The sequence below is a fragment of the Holdemanella porci genome (assembly GCF_019052655.1).
Lineage (GTDB): Bacteria > Bacillota_I > Bacilli_A > Erysipelotrichales > Erysipelotrichaceae > Holdemanella > Holdemanella hominis.
Map to the genome: position 1 here is coordinate 1 of NZ_JAHQVB010000051.1, position 15794 is coordinate 15794.

Below are 15794 nucleotides of genomic sequence, written 5' to 3' on the forward strand. Positions count from 1 at the left end.
CTATTATTATACGCTATTTCTCGTCAAAAATCAACCATTTGTTGTGACAGAGCCTAACAAGAAAGTGAAGGGAAGTGTAAAAAATGAAGAAATTAGATCCTGTTGTCATTATTGTCGATGTGTTATTACTTATTGGATGTGGATGCATGTTCTTATATGGAAAGATGTCTGCTCATTCATTGTTTATTGTTGGTCTTGTTTTGATTGCACTTTTAGTCGTTTATCTTTATGTCACAAACTATAAAGATAATCATTATGGAGGTAAATTCCATCAAGACTTTTAGGCGGTAGAAATACCGCTTTTAATATGCTATATTTAGATTAAAGAAGGTAACTTTATGGGCGGATTGTGCGTATTACTATTAATGATGTTTTGTGTAGGATGGATCTTATGTGTGTTTTTTCTATCGATGTTGATTCCACTATTGATCCTCTATAATGGAATTGTTGGTATTGTATGTTTTATTCTATATTTTGTATTACGCAAGAAATCTGTCTTTACCAAATATACAGAAGGCTATAAACATGTATTATCATCCATACTAAAATATGGATTGATTGTTTATGGAAGTATTTCACTTGTATTTAGTATCATTTTAGCTATTTTAAATTTTTGTTAGGAGAGAATATGACAATATTAGGCGTAGATTTAGGAACAACCAACAGTTTAGCGGTTGTCTATAAAGAAGGAAAACCCGTATTGATTCCTAATGCGTATGGTGAATATGTAACTCCAAGTGCTGTCAGTATTTTGGATGGTAAGATTGTTGTTGGGAAATTGGCCAAGGAAAGACTCATTACGCATCCAGAATGTAGTGCATCTTTGTTTAAGCGAAATATGGGCACAGATGTTACTTATACATTAGATAAGAAAGAGTATGATTCGGCAACACTTTCTTCTTTTATCTTGAAACAATTGATTGAAGATGCGCAAAATTATTTACATGAATCTATCGATGAAGTTGTGATCAGTGTTCCGGCTTATTTTAATGCGCGTCAAAGACAAGATACAAAGCGAATAGGCGAACTTTTAGGAATTAAAGTGGAGCGTTTGATCAATGAACCAAGTGCTGCAGCCATCGCATGCCATATGGAGTGCCATCACATAGTGCATAATCACCAGAATGCTCTATTGATTTGCCGTTTTTCTTTCGATAAGTGATCCTAAAACAGGTTCATATTGTTCAAAAACACAATTCAATTGTACAATTTCTTCATGTGTTAAATCATAAGGATCCATCATAATTTGATTTATGAGGAATTGATTTTCCTAAAGTTAAATATGTTTTCATAAGTAAACATTAACATAATAAAAAGGCTATTTCTAGCCTTTTAGAGTTGATCATATCATACATTATATACAAATGAAGATTCTTGTTTTTTTCTTGTGATTGTTAAAGAATGTCCAATATCACCTCTAAAAGAATGACACTAACCACAATAAAAGCTGTAAAGGCTGGCCTTTTATATAATGGGACATTTGAATAATCCATCGCATTTGATAATTTTGACATACCATACTTTCCTAAATACATATAAATAGGATCTCTAAAATTCTTAATATATTTTAATTTACGAGATAAAAAGATGTCTTCTAATCTTCTACAGAACAATTCATCCTCTAAATACGGCATGATTTTAGGTTCTGTAAAAACTTGTACAATCTCTTTAGACCTAATCTTTTTAGGCAAACTTTTTTCAATCGAATTCAATATATCCTGATAAACAACAATATCCTTTTCATTCTTCACAAACAATGTTTCTACTTTAGGAATAGGTGGAGGAATGATTGTATCCTCTTTAGTCAAAATGGATTGTGTTTGAATATCTTGTTTATTTTGTTCAAATGAAACAGACTCTATTTCTTGATCTGGGTGTAGACACTGTTGATAAGCAGCCTGAATTTGTTTGAATTCTTCCGGATTCTCTTCAGGATGATACTGTTTTAAAAGTCTCGCATAAGCTTTTTTTATTTCTTTTTTATCCTTTGTAGGCTCAATTCCTAATATTTCCCACGCATTCATGCTAAATATTCTCCTTCTTCATCCTCTTCTTGACTAAAGATATCTAAAGAATCTACATTTTGACTTTCTTCGATTTGATTCAAGATTTGTGAAACTTGATTTATAAGACGTTTCCTTTTTTGAATATTGTTGATCAAAGTTTCCATATATTTTGTGAATTCTGAATGAAGACGCATTAAATAATCTTGTGTTTCCTCATCCACTTCTTGATAGATTCTTTCAATACGAGCAAGCAGAGCATCCACTTCATTATTTTGATATAAAGCTAAAGATACTTCTTTGATGGAATCCAAACGAACAGAAGCATCTACTTTTTCTAACACATCGCCTTTTGATACTCTAAAAATATAATGTTCCTGGGTAGAATGTACAATGGCTTCTACATACAACATAGAATTAATGTCATACGAATAGATTAAATCGAACGATTCATAATCATGCATATTTCTAGGAACATGAATAAAAGCTTGGCCTAAAAATAAATTTTCTTTCGCATACATAGCCTGCCCTTGAAACACACTAATATTGACCTTGGTTTGCCCTTTATGCACGGTACGCAAAGTCATCTTTTTACTTGTTGGTAAAACTGAATTCTTAGGAATAAGCACGGTTGATAATTCTAAGCCTGGATTTTGTTCATTGTAAGTAGAAGTACTTAAGGAGAAAGGACAAATATCCGTCACAACTACATCTTTAATATTTTCATCCCTTTGTTTAATACCAATGTATTTTCCAAGTCCAAGCGCAACTAAAGAATCCATGTTTTCTTCTTTTAATACAGGAATATTTAAAGCGTCTGATAAATAATGTTGAAGTACCGGCATTTTGCTTGAGCCTCCTACAAGAATCAAACTATCAAGCTCACTAGCTGAAAAACCACTGTCTTTTACGGCCTTACCAATCACATTTTTACAAGATTCTAGTAAGGAATGTGTAGTATTAAATAATACATTTTCATCAAATATACAATTATAATTCTTATTTAAATGAACTAAAGATACTTCAGCCACACTTTGTGTACTCAACTTAATTTTGGCTTTTTCACAAGCACGTAAAATACTTTGTTGGAATGATAAATCCAAAATATTATAGTTTAACCCATTTTTGAAACAAAAGTATTCGGCCATAGCTCGATCAAAATCTGTACCACCCAAATGATTGTTTCCGCTAATCGCATTGATGCTAATCACATTTTCAAAACAGTCGACAACCGAAACATCTAAAGTTCCTCCACCAAAGTCAAACATGACGAATGTTTCATATTCATCGTCCATATGGATGTAAAAGATATACAAAACTAATTGTGGATAATTTACTTAAACAAGTGATTGATTCTTTTTGAGAATTCTAATAAGCTATTATTAAAGGAGAAATTTAAATATGCAATATGGATTTGGAGTAGATATTGGTGGTACTACAATAAAGATTGGATTGTTTTCAGTGGATGGAGACTTGATGGAAAAATGGGAAATTCCAACAAACAAAACAGATAATGGAAAATATATTCTTACTGAAATTGCTGATTTTATTAATCGTACTATTGAAACGAAAGGTATCGAAAAAAGTGATGTGATGGGTGTAGGTTTAGGTGTACCAGGACCAGTAAATAAGAATGGTTTTGTGAGTGTATGTGTGAATTTAGGATGGAATTCATTGAATGTTGAAAAAGAATTTCATCAAATTTCAGGACTTAAAGTTAAAGTAGGTAACGATGCCAATGTGGCAGCTCTTGGTGAAATGTGGCAAGGTGCTGGGAAAGGATATCAAGATGTATTAATGGTTACACTTGGCACTGGTGTTGGTGGCGGTTGTGTTTTAAATGGACAGATTGTTTCCGGAATTCATGGTGCTGGCGGAGAAATCGGACACATGCCTGTAAGGGATGATGAGAAAACTCCATGTAACTGTGGAAATCATGGATGTTTAGAACAATATGTTTCAGCTACTGGAATTGTTACTCAGGCTAAGAAGATGTTAGAGAATGATAAACGTCCTTCTAGTTTACGTGATTATGATTGTTTAGAAGCTAAACACATTTATGACGAGGCTAAAAAAGGGGATGTCATCGCTAACGAATTAGTGGATTCCACTTGTAAAATTCTCGCAAAGGCATTGGCACAAGTCTGTAGTGTGATTGATCCAGAAATCATTGTGATTGGTGGTGGCGTTTCTAAAGCTGGAGATATCCTAACTTCAAGAATCAGTACATTCTTTAAAGAGTATGCATTTCATGCATGTAAAAATACACCAATCGTTTTGGCTAAACTTGAAAATGATGCCGGAATGTATGGTTGTGTAAAATCATTATTTTAATTCTACTAAAAATGCAAGGATTCAGCCTTGCATTTTTTCTATAATAATGGTGAGAATATACGAATAATGCTTAAAAATAAACCTTTCACAATATTCACATGGGTATCTTCTACTTGAATTTTTTTACAATGTTCTAATGTATCAAAAAAGTTTTGTTTCACATCCATGATCTTCTTAGATTTATACAATAAAGTGCCATTTTCAAAGTGTAGGTATAAGGAGCGATAATCTAAGTTGATTGTTCCTACTGTGGCATATGTATCGTCACAAATAAAGACTTTTGAATGTACAAAACCAGGCTCATATTCATGAATTTTAACGCCGCCTTGAATTAATTGTTTATAATATGTAGTTCCCATATCATGTACTATCTGTTTATCGGCAATACCGGGCATGATGATTCTAACATCAACACCTTTTTTAGCGGTATGAATTAATGTATTGATCATTTCTGAATCAATGATGAGGTAGGGGGTCATTATATATACATATTTATTGGCACTATTTAATAAATCCTCATAAACGGATTGTCCCGTCAATTCTTCATCTAACGGAGTCTCTGCATAAGGTGCAATATATCCATCAAACAAAGTTTCATCTACAACATCTTCATTTTTGAAAACAGAATAATCAAAGTCTTCATGACGTAAAGCGTTCCAGTTTGTTAGAAACATTACTAAATAAGACCAAACGGCTTTACCTTTAATACAAATGATATTGTCCATCCAATGACCATGTTTTACTTTCTTATTGATATATTCATCAGCTAAATTCGCGCCACCACTAAAGGCAACTTTACCATCAATAATCAAAATTTTACGATGATCACGATGATTCATAATCGTATTAATGATTGGGGAAATACGATTAAAAGAAACAGCTTTGATTCCTTTTTTCTCTAATTGTTTCGCATAAGAAGCGGGAAGTGTACCTAAAGATCCCATATCATCATACATGATACGTACTTCTACACCTTGTTTTACTTTTTCTTCTAAAATAGAAAGAATCGAATTAAACATAAACCCTTCTTCAATGATGAAATATTCCATAAAAATATAGTTTTCTGCCTTTTTTAGTTCTTCTAACATGACATTAAATCCATTTTCGCAGGGTGCATAATATTCAAAATCCGTATTTCGATAAATAGGGAAGCCCTCTTCATGTAAGAAAGCAAGCTGTGAGACATAGTCTGGATTATCGTTACGAATTTCATCAATAATCGATTCATCTTGTATATAGTTGCTAGATGCCTTTTTTTGTTCTTTAATAATATTGCGGAATGTTTTTCCAAACAACAAACTTAATAACATCAATACATACACAAATGTACCAAAGACAGGAAACAACATAATCAGAATAATCCACATAAGATCTGAAGACAGATGTCTACTTGTACGTACGATATTTAATACGATTAAAATGGATAGAATGTGTAAAACAATTTCAATAAAGACAAAAGACGTTGTTAGCCATTTAAATAGATTACAATATAATACAATTTCACCTAATGCGATGATAACTAAAGGAATAATTCTTCCAAGCCATATTTTTAATTTCATAAATATCCACTCATTTCTAGCATAAAGTAATATACCATTTTCACGAACAATAAAAAAGAGCCAACTATGATTGGGTAGGTCATGCTGGCTCGAAAAAATACATACCGAACAGGCCTAATCAGAAAGGAAAAGAAAAAACCTATCGGCAAAACATAGTATACCACTCGTGTTTTTGATTTAAAAGAAAAAACAATAAAAAATGAAACCCACACTAGGTTTCATAAAACAATTTATAAAAAGAGGAGAGAACTAGTGTATTAGTGTTTTTTTGAGGAGACTAGTTCTCAATCGACTGTTAGATGGAATCACACATGAGATAGTTGGCGTTGATTATGTGTGACGTATTATTATTGTTTGTTGGCTTATAAACATTCATCTAACTGTCGAAATTATACCATGTTTATCTGAAAAATAAATTGACATATGTCATATTTTTGAAAATATTTTCTGAAATATAGACGTTATTCCTTTATATAAGGCAACATCAACTTATTAATTTCTGAAACAGTTTTATTGCGAATTAAAATATCCGTATTCGAAGCTATTGTATATCCATACAATAAAGCAATCATACATTAATCAAGATCTTCACCTGACATCACTTCAAACACTGTTGATGTAACGCTTTGACTAGATAGTTGAAAAAAGAACTTTCAAATACATCTTTATGATCGGCTGTTAGATATCGTATTATACACTTATAGTTCGTGTGGAATTGGTTATGGAAGCGTTTAATGTAAATTTTAGAATCAATTCCTGTGTACTTATTTGTTCAATAGAAACGAATTTACCATCACGCTTAAATGTAAGTCCTGCAGTGTTGCTGATGTAAAAAATTAAATGAATTATATAATTTGTACATTAAACTTGTACTTATTAACAAAGTAAAAGACCAATGCGAAAGAAAGGGTTTAAAAATTGCATTGGTCTATATATGCTAGATAAAATTGAGATGAGTTAAATAAAAAGGTTTCTTTATCTAGCATTGCCTAGTATATCACTATGTATTTGTGTTTGCAAACGATATGATTCTGATGAACTACTACACCTGATACGTTATTATGATGTGGTATTTCTGTGTGGTTTAGCCAAACCAGGCTTATGATTCTATATTTTAAACAAAATGTAACAAATCAATTTGTAGGAAAACGTTTGGGAGTTTGTTACTATGGAAAACATGAATAAACCTAAAAAAGTATGATTTCAAGCAGAATCCATACTTCTTTAATGCCTATAACAGTTTGGCTTATCCAAGCATTAAAAAGAATAGAAAGATATGCCAAATAATATGTATTTATTGGAGCATTTATTATGAGGATTAATATGCTAACATCTTGGAAAAAAGCCGCTTAATTTAAAGAAATGTCTCTCCAAAACTAACAACTTCCATTATTGGTCTTTTTTTATGCCTTTTAGCTCGTTTTCCTTAAACTAAAAACTTCTTTTAGAAAACTCATACAGTGAGTTGGCACCAAAACGGTTAAACTAAGAATTACGTTTACAAATTGATAATATGATGGTGTTACAATTTTTTTGTATGAAAATTAAACACGATATATTTCATCTCTACAAACCACTTATATTTTATGTTAAAATAAATCAATAAATCGTTGTTTGGCGTTTTGGTAAATCCCAATAAATTAATTTTATAGGGAACAGAAAATTTGAATTTGACGAGGTATTGATAGAATGGTAGAAGTAAAATTTTATGACAATGTCGCAGATGAATTTTTGAATTTTGCAGTGATAATATCCAAAACAGATAACAAGTGGGTATTCTGTAAACACAAAGAAAGAGAGACTTATGAAATACCAGGAGGTCACAGAGAACCTGGAGAAAGTATTTTAGAAACAGCTAAAAGAGAATTACAAGAAGAAACAGGAGCAGTTGATTTTAGAATTGAACCAATATGTGTGTATTCTGTTAAAGGAAAGACACGAGTAAATGAAAATATTGATGATGAAACTTTCGGAATGTTATTTATTGCAGACATTAACTCATTTGAGGAATTACATAGTGAGATTGAGAAGATATTGATTTCAGATAAGTTAGTTGAAAATTGGACATATCCTTTAATTCAACCTATATTGATTGAAGAAGCAAAAAAAAGAGGCTTTATATAAATAGACAAGCAACGGAAACTTCCAGTTTGTCGAACTGATAAAATCCATTTGAATGCCTAAGAACAAAGAGACTTTATGTTTCTTTGTTCTTTTGTGCTTTCACAAACAAATGAAGCAAACTTTGGAAGTTCTTAGTTTCATGAAGTGAAAACAAATCTTTTTCGTAAACGTAACGCTTTGTTTCTTAACGTAACGCTTAGTTTCATGAAAACACTATAAGAACTAATACTATATAAACTTATATAATATAAACTATGTCAAGTTGAATAAATTAACCTATGTCTAAATACTTTTCTTAAAATATACAAGTAATATTCGTATAAGAACTTATTACTTTGGTTAAGATTAACTCCGAAAGTTTCTTATAAGAACTTATTAGTTTGTCTGTTTCAGAAAAAATTTAAAAATTCGAGATATATTATGGACTAACTTCGCATAATATATCTTATGTTATATTTATAGAATTGAAATAAAGCAAATTTTTAAATTGGTCTACTTATTTTAATTTGTTTAAGATGACTTGAAATTCAAAAATATGTTTATATTTAAATTTTAACCCTCATTATGAGTTTTATATCACTATTATTTGAACAAATACATATAGTTATACGTTTTTTGATGTTTCACGAAAAATCATAGAGTCTTATTAATTTCCATAATATCGCATTCTCTGATTTGAATCGAAACGTACAAATGTCCATCTTTTTGATTTTCACGGCAAATCAAAAAGTCCACTAATCACGTGTTCTAACGTAATATAAAGATCCTAATGCGACTTCTATAATAATATATGGGACAGCCATTAAATAAGCGGAATACGGATGTAGATCATCAGCAGCATACTGCATATCATTGATTTTTAGTTTGCCAGATTTGATTTCTTCAATCTTCGTTTTATACATATGAACACGATACGGACAGACTACAGCTAATACAATCATGATTAATAATAAGATGCGTCCTGGTTTTTTAAGGAAACTCATTTGTATCACTCCTAAATTTTTTATTAGTATATCACAAACTAACATGTGAAACACTTCACAAATATTTTTTTAATTCTTCCAAACTATTCAACGCATCACGTCTACCTATGTCATAAATTTCTTGTAGATGACTTGGATCTTTTTCAATCATCGCACACGCAATTGGTTTAGAAGGTCGAATCACAAATATCTGTCCTTCCCTTTCAAGCTTATCGATTTTATCTAATGTTTCATTATATACAATATGTCTATTTTCTAAATCGTGTTGTAGATTTGGATATTCCTTAAATGCCTTCTTTATAAGATTTATATATTTCATTGGCTTTTTTCGATAGGTATGATCTCTTGTCAAAACTACAACTGTCTTCTTTGTTCTTTCCAACATCCAATCCACTGGAATCGAATCTGAGACACCACCATCTAATAATTCATATTCATCTAATTTAACAGGCTTTGAAACAATAGGAATCGATGACGATGCACGAATCCACTCAATATCTAGAGCATCTCCATTTTTAATTTCATGATATACAGGTTTTCCCGTACAAATATCTGTACATACAACGGTAAAACGCAATGGATTCTCTTTAAATACCTTTGTATCAAACGGATCCAATATCGTAGGCACGACCCCATACGCAAACTCTTTATTATAAAGATCTCCCGTTTTAATAAAACTCCTTAATCCTGAATATCTTGGATCTCTACAAAAACGCTTGTTGTAGCGCAAAGCTCTTCCAATCTGTTTAGATTTGATGTTGCAGCCAAAGGCAGCGCCTGCAGAAACTCCAACAACCTGGTTAAAATCAATGTGATTTTCCATAAATACATCGATTACACCACTAGTATACATACCTCGAAAGCCTCCGCCTTCAAGAACTAATCCTTTTTCTTCTAACATATACATCACCACAAAGATTATAAACAAAGTGAACCAAAAAGAAAAGGACTTAATCAAGTCCAATCTTAAATGTGTTTGATTTTCCAAATGCCTTCGAATTCATATGAACCACAAAAGGCTTGGTGCTTTTATCCGTAAAATCAGGTGCTGCCTTTTCAAAATGGAATTCAATTTCTGTATTTACAGTCTGTTTTTTATCCAAGAAATACAATACATACCCAGTTACATCCGCTTTAAAACTTTGTGTTTTAGGCGCCATACCATTCGTTGTAAAATCATGACTTTTGATTTCATCCATATTTGCGAAATCATACTTGTTACTAAGATCGACACCTTCTAAAGTAGCACTCGGCGTTAAATATGGAACAATGATACGAGAATCCGTTTTATTCTTATAAGTAATCTTAATATTTTTTAATACTGTTTCCCCATTCTCATATACATAACTTGCTTTAGATGCATCTACACCAATCTGAAGTGTATCATCCTCAAAGAAAGTATATTTTGTATTCTTTGAATCGTTAACATTTTTATCACTAGCCTTACGAATATCAAAGGCTTTAAAAGGCAAGAACTGTTTCTTGTTGTTAAAAGAAAGACCCAAGTTTTTTTGATCATTGTTTGGAAATCCAATATATCCATAAATATACGTGTTTTGTCCCTTATTGATGATATAAGAAGGCGTAGACTGATATTTATCAATGACACTAATATCTTTTTCGTTGTCATCTGTTACGGTATAAATTAAATTCTTTGTGTCATACGGCTTTTTACCCTTATTTTCAACACTTGCCAAATAATAGTAGTACGTCGAATTATCTGTATCATTTGTGATGGTTAAAACATCCAACAATTGACAAGAAACATTCTTCTTTAATTCCACATTATTTTCTGGTTTAGAACAACCAAATAAAGATAAAGATAAAACACATACACACAGCATATATACTATTTTTTTCATGTTATTCTCCTATGGATTGCAGTTTTTACAAGGCGAATACCCCTGAGCGATTAATACATCTCTAGACTCACTTGACTCCAACTTATTTACATCATTCATCAAACGAACACTTGCACAAGTTGGCTTATGAAACTTATGTGTTTTTACATTTAAAACATAAGTAGAAGTATCCTCTGTAACTTTATATTCCTTTATAATATTGTCATTTGAGCGACTTGAATCGCCCGTTTTATAATCAATTGTGATACCTGGCTGTACGTTATAACAAAATACATTAAACGATACACCTTGTCCTTTATCTTCTACAGAATACGCCTCAATCTGTACACCATCCGCAATCAAATTATCACCATCATAAATAGGTGTAACCCGATATAAAACATGATGATTTGTCTTTTCTATGTAGTCAGATACTTCATTTTCAAACGGAAGCATACCCTCTACATTTAAATAGCGCGTACCCGTCATTAAGTTTTTACGATTCGCATTCTCACCCGTTAATTGATATCCAATCAAATGACAACGATTATATAAATACTTCCCATCAATTCCCTTATAACGCACTGTATGCCACCCTGCAGGCTTTACAGAACCAATACTTTCTCGCTTTTTTGTTGGCATTAGATCCTTCGACACATTCGCATACGCAACCTGTGGCCGATCTAAAGAATCTAGATTCGAGTACGATTCAAAACTCTTTGTATTCATATCCTTCGAACTAAATACAGGCTCATTATCATGTATTTCTACATAAGGATTGCCACTATATTCAGGTATCTCATCAATCTCATAAGCCGATATAGGCGTTATCAATGTCGATAAAACAATGAACATGGATATAATAAATTTTCTCATACGATTCCTCACATATTTGACATATATAATGTCAATATAACTTATATACTAAAACCATGAAAGGAGTGAGTGATAAAAAACATAGTACTTCATTATCGTTCGAGTCAAAAAATATAATAAACCCCTTATGTACTATGTTTTTAGATGTCTTATGACATCTTTTTTTTATATCTCTAATTTCTTAAATACAGCCTCACGAGCCATCTTTTCAAACTTATCTTCCAATGGCTTTAAATCACTATATTTAAAATTCGGATTTCTTTTTTGTAGTGCTTTTGAAATCACAAAATCAGCCACCTCAGGATTTTTTGGAAGTAAAGGACCATGCAAATAGGTACCTAGAATCTTTCCATCATAGAATCCTTCATAACCTGCATTAAAGCTGTTACCACAACCCTTCACAACTTTTCCTAAAGGATGCGTTACATTTAATGTTTGACCCCCATGATTTTCAAAACCAACGATACGCGTTTTTAAACCATCTAAATTTGCATCAATCACAACATTTCCAATACAACGACTACCAGCTTTTCCCGTATCCGTATAATAATCATAGAACTGTAAACCAGAAATCTTCTCATTGTTGGCCGCAATATAATATTGACCAAACAATTGATAACCACCACAAATCAAAAGCACAAAGGTCTTTTCATCTATGGCCTTCTTTATATTTTCTTTACGCGATAATAAATCTGGAATTAAACTAATTTGTTCCTTATCTGCACCACCACCTAAGAAAATCAAATCATATTCACTTAAATCTTTTTCTTCACCAATACCACAAGTATCCAGTTCAAAAGGAATACCACGATCTAAACAACGCTTCTTTAGAACCATCATATTTCCCTTATCCCCATAAAGATCCATGATATCATGATACATCCAAACTACTTTCATAGACCCATCTCCTTCTTGATCGCATTACGCGTAGGAAGTAATGCTGTATATGTCGCAATCGAATATGTCGTACGCTTTGTAGCTAATGCGGCTTTTACGGCAATATCCAAAGTATCGACAACACTTAAAGGACCTTTATAACCACCATAATAGATTCTTAAAGCCATATCATTTGCACGAAGACCCGTACAAATAATTTCCTTTGTACTATCCTTCATAATCTTTTCAAAGAAAGTATCATAGATCCAACTAACGTCCGTACCATCCTGCTCACGATCATTCAATACGATCACAATTGTCTTATCCGAATCATCTTTTTCAATGACCTTCATAACTTCATTGGCTCCTGTAGGATTTTTAACCAAGTTTAAAATACAAGTTTGTTCCTTTGATGTGAATGTTTCATTTCTTCCCGCAGGCTGAGGCGCATGACTAAATACAGACTTAACACAATCTTGTGAAATACCATAATTTTTTGCGACATTCAATACAACGGCACAATTGTACATAGAATACATTCCTTCATATGGAGATTTATAATGTATTCCATCACTCGAAAATGTTTCTTTATCCAAATCAATATCTTTTAAACAAATGTCCATTTCCGGCGTTTGAAAATCACACTTTGAACAATGGAATTTACCAATATGTGAATATTGATAATAACTGTATTCAAGTCTTGCCCCACACTTAGGACAAAATTTTCCTTCACTTGCCTCTTTTGTCGTTGTAACCGAATACTTGTTCTCATCCATTCCAAAACAGGAGAATGAAGCGTTTTTCGCTACTAAATTGAGTCGTACGACATTGGGATCATTCGCATTTAAAATCATTCGACCCCTATATGCAGGCAATACCTTTTCAATCGAATCAATCAACTGTTCCATTTCACGAGCACGATCTAATTGATCACGAAAGAAATTATTGACTACAAAATCTGTAACCGGAATAAATGGAAGAATATGTCTTACATTCAATTCATCGCATTCTAGCACAACCGCATTGGCTTTGATTTCACCATTTAGTTTTGCGTGAGTCAACAACGTAGTGACAATCCCTGCCTTCAAGTTATCTCCCTTACGATTGGAAATCACGTTATATCCAGCCTTTTCAAACAAGTCTGTAATCATATTGGCTGTACTCGTCTTTCCATTTGTACCCGTAACTAAAATGACAGGACCATTAAATTTTAATTTCGATAATATATTCGCATCGACTTTACAGCCGATCGACCCAGGCATCGATCCACCCCTACCAATTAGGTGTAGCACCCAGGCACTAAGCTTTGTAGATAATATAGATAAAGTTTTCATAACTACTCCTTTTCCATACTCCTTATTATACAACAATTGAAGTTGAATTTAAAAATTGAAACACATATAATATTGATGTTAGGAAAAAACTAACTAGAATAGGTGGAACAAATGAACGAATATTACCAATCTCCTCTTTCACAGAGATATGCATCTAAGGAAATGCAGGCATTATTTTCAAACGACAAAAAATTTACGACATGGAGAAGACTTTGGATTGCTCTTGCGGAGTCAGAAAAAGAACTTGGATTAGACATTACCGAAGAACAAATCGAAGAATTGAAAGCACACGCTTTAGATATCAACTACGATGTCGCAAAAGCCAGAGAAAAAGAAGTACGTCATGATGTTATGTCACACGTATATGCGTATGGAGTACAATGTCCAAAAGCTAAGGGAATCATTCACTTAGGAGCTACTAGCTGCTACGTTGGTGATAATACAGATTTAATTATCATGCACGAAGCTTTAGAGCTTGTACAAAAGAAAATCGTCAATGTATTAGAAAAATTAGAAGAATTCGCATTAAAATACAAAAATATGCCATGTCTTGCGTTTACTCACTTCCAGCCAGCTCAGCCAACCACTGTAGGTAAAAGAGCTAGCTTGTGGGCACAAGACTTATATATGGACTACATTGAAATCCAACATTTATTAGACAATAAAAAATTATTAGGATGCAAAGGTACAACAGGTACACAGGCAAGCTTTATGGAATTGTTTGAAGGAGATACAGACAAAGTTAAAGCTTTAGACAAAAAGATTTGTGAAAAATTAGGTTACGACCAATATTTCGCAGTCAGCGGACAAACATATACTCGTAAATATGATACACAAGTATTACAAGTTTTAGTTCAAATTGCACAAAGCGTACACAAATTCAGTAATGATATTCGTTTATTACAACATATGAAAGAAATCGAAGAACCATTTGAAAAATCACAAATCGGTTCAAGCGCAATGGCCTACAAACGTAACCCAATGCGTTCTGAAAGAATGGCAGCACTAGCTAACTACATCATTGCCGATTCCATCAATCCTGCAATTACAGCAAGTACACAATGGTTTGAAAGAACATTGGATGATTCCGCAAACAAACGTATTTCGGTTGCCGAAGCCTTCTTAGCTACGGATGGATTATTAGATCTTTACTTAAATGTAAGTGATGGTTTAGTTGTATATCCAAAAGTTGTAGAAGCTAACTTATTAAAAGAACTACCATTCATGGCTACAGAAAATATTATGATGGACGCTGTTAAAGCCGGTGGAGACCGCCAAGAATTACACGAATTGATTCGTCAACACTCAATGGCAGCCGGTCGTGTAGTTAAAGAAGAAGGTAAACCTAACGATTTGATCGAGCGTATTGCACAAGATCCAAAATTTGGAATGACAAAAGAACAAATTCTTTCCATCATGAAACCAGAAAACTTCGTTGGACGTTCTGTTCAACAAACAGAAGAATTCTTCAAAGACTTCATTGATCCAATTCTAGCTAAAGAAAGAGATGCATTAGGAATGCATGCCGCAATTAACGTATAAAAAATTAGAGCTCAAGTTGCGCTCTTTTTTAAGGGTAACCAATTTTAATTAGGGTCATTATTTTTGGGGTCTATTTTAGGGTCAATTTTAGGGGCGACTTTTGGGGTCTCCAAATTGGCTCTTTTTTCTTTCCTTTTTTTGACATGAACAACTGTCTCTTTACCTGTTTTTCTATATTTGTTTATTGGTAATTATTTAGAGGCGTTTATAACCTGCTCTAAAAACTTTTTAAAGTTTTTAGAGTATCTTATCTTCTATAATGAATGCGTTGTGTTTTTCTACGTTGTTCAGGAGGTAAAATTTATTATGGAACACAACACGA

General features: G+C 32.5%; 15 protein-coding genes. 6 read left to right on the plus strand and 9 right to left on the minus strand.

Annotation, left to right across the window (positions count from 1 at the left end; all coding sequences use genetic code 11):
* Window positions 1-83: 83 nt before the first annotated feature.
* The 3 genes from KTQ83_RS09000 to KTQ83_RS09010 are packed head-to-tail and all read left to right on the plus strand — an operon-like array spanning window position 84 to window position 1162.
* On the plus strand, window positions 84-284 hold the full coding sequence (locus KTQ83_RS09000) for a hypothetical protein (RefSeq protein WP_186998374.1): 201 nt from the start codon (window positions 84-86) through the stop codon (window positions 282-284).
* A gap of 54 nt (window positions 285-338) precedes the next feature.
* On the plus strand, window positions 339-620 hold the full coding sequence (locus KTQ83_RS09005; RefSeq protein WP_117924863.1) for a hypothetical protein: 282 nt from the start codon (window positions 339-341) through the stop codon (window positions 618-620).
* Window positions 621-628: 8 nt separating this feature from the next.
* Complete coding sequence (locus tag KTQ83_RS09010) at window positions 629-1162, plus strand: Hsp70 family protein (RefSeq protein WP_244975824.1); 534 nt, start codon at window positions 629-631, stop codon at window positions 1160-1162.
* A 232-nt stretch (window positions 1163-1394) separates the two neighbouring features.
* Here the strand turns inward: KTQ83_RS09010 and KTQ83_RS09015 are convergent, their stop codons facing one another.
* Both KTQ83_RS09015 and KTQ83_RS09020 read right to left on the minus strand, forming a co-directional pair.
* Window positions 1395-2024, minus strand: a complete 630-nt coding sequence (locus KTQ83_RS09015; protein ID WP_217256585.1) for a J domain-containing protein — start codon at window positions 2022-2024, stop codon at window positions 1395-1397.
* On the minus strand, window positions 2021-3298 hold the full coding sequence (locus tag KTQ83_RS09020) for an Hsp70 family protein (protein WP_244975825.1): 1278 nt from the start codon (window positions 3296-3298) through the stop codon (window positions 2021-2023). Before KTQ83_RS09020 ends, KTQ83_RS09015 begins: the two co-directional genes overlap by 4 nt.
* Before the next feature lie 106 nt (window positions 3299-3404).
* Between KTQ83_RS09020 and KTQ83_RS09025 the strand changes: the two genes are divergently transcribed.
* Window positions 3405-4337 carry an ROK family glucokinase gene (locus tag KTQ83_RS09025; RefSeq protein ID WP_186998380.1) on the plus strand — a complete coding sequence of 311 codons (933 nt, stop codon included), beginning with the start codon at window positions 3405-3407 and terminating at the stop codon, window positions 4335-4337.
* Between the two features lie 38 nt (window positions 4338-4375).
* Here KTQ83_RS09025 and cls read toward each other — a convergent pair whose 3' ends face one another.
* On the minus strand, window positions 4376-5896 hold the full coding sequence (cls, locus tag KTQ83_RS09030) for a cardiolipin synthase (RefSeq protein WP_186998382.1): 1521 nt from the start codon (window positions 5894-5896) through the stop codon (window positions 4376-4378).
* A 1689-nt stretch (window positions 5897-7585) separates the two neighbouring features.
* Between cls and KTQ83_RS09035 the strand changes: the two genes are divergently transcribed.
* Window positions 7586-8020 carry an NUDIX hydrolase gene (locus KTQ83_RS09035; RefSeq protein ID WP_217256586.1) on the plus strand — a complete coding sequence of 145 codons (435 nt, stop codon included), beginning with the start codon at window positions 7586-7588 and terminating at the stop codon, window positions 8018-8020.
* A gap of 734 nt (window positions 8021-8754) precedes the next feature.
* Here the strand turns inward: KTQ83_RS09035 and KTQ83_RS09040 are convergent.
* The 6 genes from KTQ83_RS09040 to KTQ83_RS09065 all read right to left on the minus strand — a co-directional run bounded on the left by KTQ83_RS09040 (window position 8755) and on the right by KTQ83_RS09065 (window position 13858).
* The gene (locus KTQ83_RS09040; protein ID WP_186998383.1) at window positions 8755-9003 is read right to left on the minus strand and encodes a hypothetical protein; all 249 of its coding nucleotides are present in this window, start codon (window positions 9001-9003) and stop codon (window positions 8755-8757) included.
* A 55-nt stretch (window positions 9004-9058) separates the two neighbouring features.
* Complete coding sequence (locus KTQ83_RS09045) at window positions 9059-9904, minus strand: patatin-like phospholipase family protein (protein WP_217256587.1); 846 nt, start codon at window positions 9902-9904, stop codon at window positions 9059-9061.
* Between the two features lie 49 nt (window positions 9905-9953).
* A complete protein-coding gene (locus KTQ83_RS09050) occupies window positions 9954-10865 on the minus strand; it encodes a hypothetical protein (protein WP_186998386.1) in 912 nt (303 codons plus the stop codon).
* Window positions 10866-10874: 9 nt separating this feature from the next.
* Complete coding sequence (locus KTQ83_RS09055; protein ID WP_217256588.1) at window positions 10875-11720, minus strand: DNA/RNA non-specific endonuclease; 846 nt, start codon at window positions 11718-11720, stop codon at window positions 10875-10877.
* A 165-nt stretch (window positions 11721-11885) separates the two neighbouring features.
* Window positions 11886-12617 (minus strand): type 1 glutamine amidotransferase, encoded by a 732-nt coding sequence (locus KTQ83_RS09060; protein WP_186998388.1) that lies wholly within the window; start codon window positions 12615-12617, stop codon window positions 11886-11888.
* Window positions 12614-13858 carry a MurT ligase domain-containing protein gene (locus KTQ83_RS09065; protein ID WP_367947724.1) on the minus strand — a complete coding sequence of 415 codons (1245 nt, stop codon included), beginning with the start codon at window positions 13856-13858 and terminating at the stop codon, window positions 12614-12616. The genes KTQ83_RS09060 and KTQ83_RS09065 overlap by 4 nt, the downstream gene beginning before the upstream one ends.
* A gap of 183 nt (window positions 13859-14041) precedes the next feature.
* Between KTQ83_RS09065 and purB the strand changes: the two genes are divergently transcribed.
* Complete coding sequence (gene purB / locus KTQ83_RS09070; protein ID WP_217256589.1) at window positions 14042-15472, plus strand: adenylosuccinate lyase; 1431 nt, start codon at window positions 14042-14044, stop codon at window positions 15470-15472.
* The last annotated feature ends 322 nt before the right edge of the window (window positions 15473-15794 follow it).

What these genes read in the sequence shown, in the direction of transcription:
- KTQ83_RS09020 (WP_244975825.1), bottom strand. Translation starts at nt 3,298, where the DNA reads ATGGACGATGAATATGAAACATTCGTCATGTTTGACTTTGGTGGAGGA.
- KTQ83_RS09000 (WP_186998374.1), top strand. Translation starts at nt 84, where the DNA reads ATGAAGAAATTAGATCCTGTTGTCATTATTGTCGATGTGTTATTACTT.
- KTQ83_RS09005 (WP_117924863.1), top strand. Translation starts at nt 339, where the DNA reads ATGGGCGGATTGTGCGTATTACTATTAATGATGTTTTGTGTAGGATGG.
- KTQ83_RS09035 (WP_217256586.1), top strand. Translation starts at nt 7,586, where the DNA reads ATGGTAGAAGTAAAATTTTATGACAATGTCGCAGATGAATTTTTGAAT.
- KTQ83_RS09055 (WP_217256588.1), bottom strand. Translation starts at nt 11,720, where the DNA reads ATGAGAAAATTTATTATATCCATGTTCATTGTTTTATCGACATTGATA.
- KTQ83_RS09050 (WP_186998386.1), bottom strand. Translation starts at nt 10,865, where the DNA reads ATGAAAAAAATAGTATATATGCTGTGTGTATGTGTTTTATCTTTATCT.
- KTQ83_RS09010 (WP_244975824.1), top strand. Translation starts at nt 629, where the DNA reads ATGACAATATTAGGCGTAGATTTAGGAACAACCAACAGTTTAGCGGTT.
- KTQ83_RS09060 (WP_186998388.1), bottom strand. Translation starts at nt 12,617, where the DNA reads ATGAAAGTAGTTTGGATGTATCATGATATCATGGATCTTTATGGGGAT.
- KTQ83_RS09045 (WP_217256587.1), bottom strand. Translation starts at nt 9,904, where the DNA reads ATGTTAGAAGAAAAAGGATTAGTTCTTGAAGGCGGAGGCTTTCGAGGT.
- KTQ83_RS09025 (WP_186998380.1), top strand. Translation starts at nt 3,405, where the DNA reads ATGCAATATGGATTTGGAGTAGATATTGGTGGTACTACAATAAAGATT.
- cls (WP_186998382.1), bottom strand. Translation starts at nt 5,896, where the DNA reads ATGAAATTAAAAATATGGCTTGGAAGAATTATTCCTTTAGTTATCATC.
- KTQ83_RS09015 (WP_217256585.1), bottom strand. Translation starts at nt 2,024, where the DNA reads ATGAATGCGTGGGAAATATTAGGAATTGAGCCTACAAAGGATAAAAAA.
- KTQ83_RS09065 (WP_367947724.1), bottom strand. Translation starts at nt 13,858, where the DNA reads ATGCCTGGGTCGATCGGCTGTAAAGTCGATGCGAATATATTATCGAAA.
- purB (WP_217256589.1), top strand. Translation starts at nt 14,042, where the DNA reads ATGAACGAATATTACCAATCTCCTCTTTCACAGAGATATGCATCTAAG.
- KTQ83_RS09040 (WP_186998383.1), bottom strand. Translation starts at nt 9,003, where the DNA reads ATGAGTTTCCTTAAAAAACCAGGACGCATCTTATTATTAATCATGATT.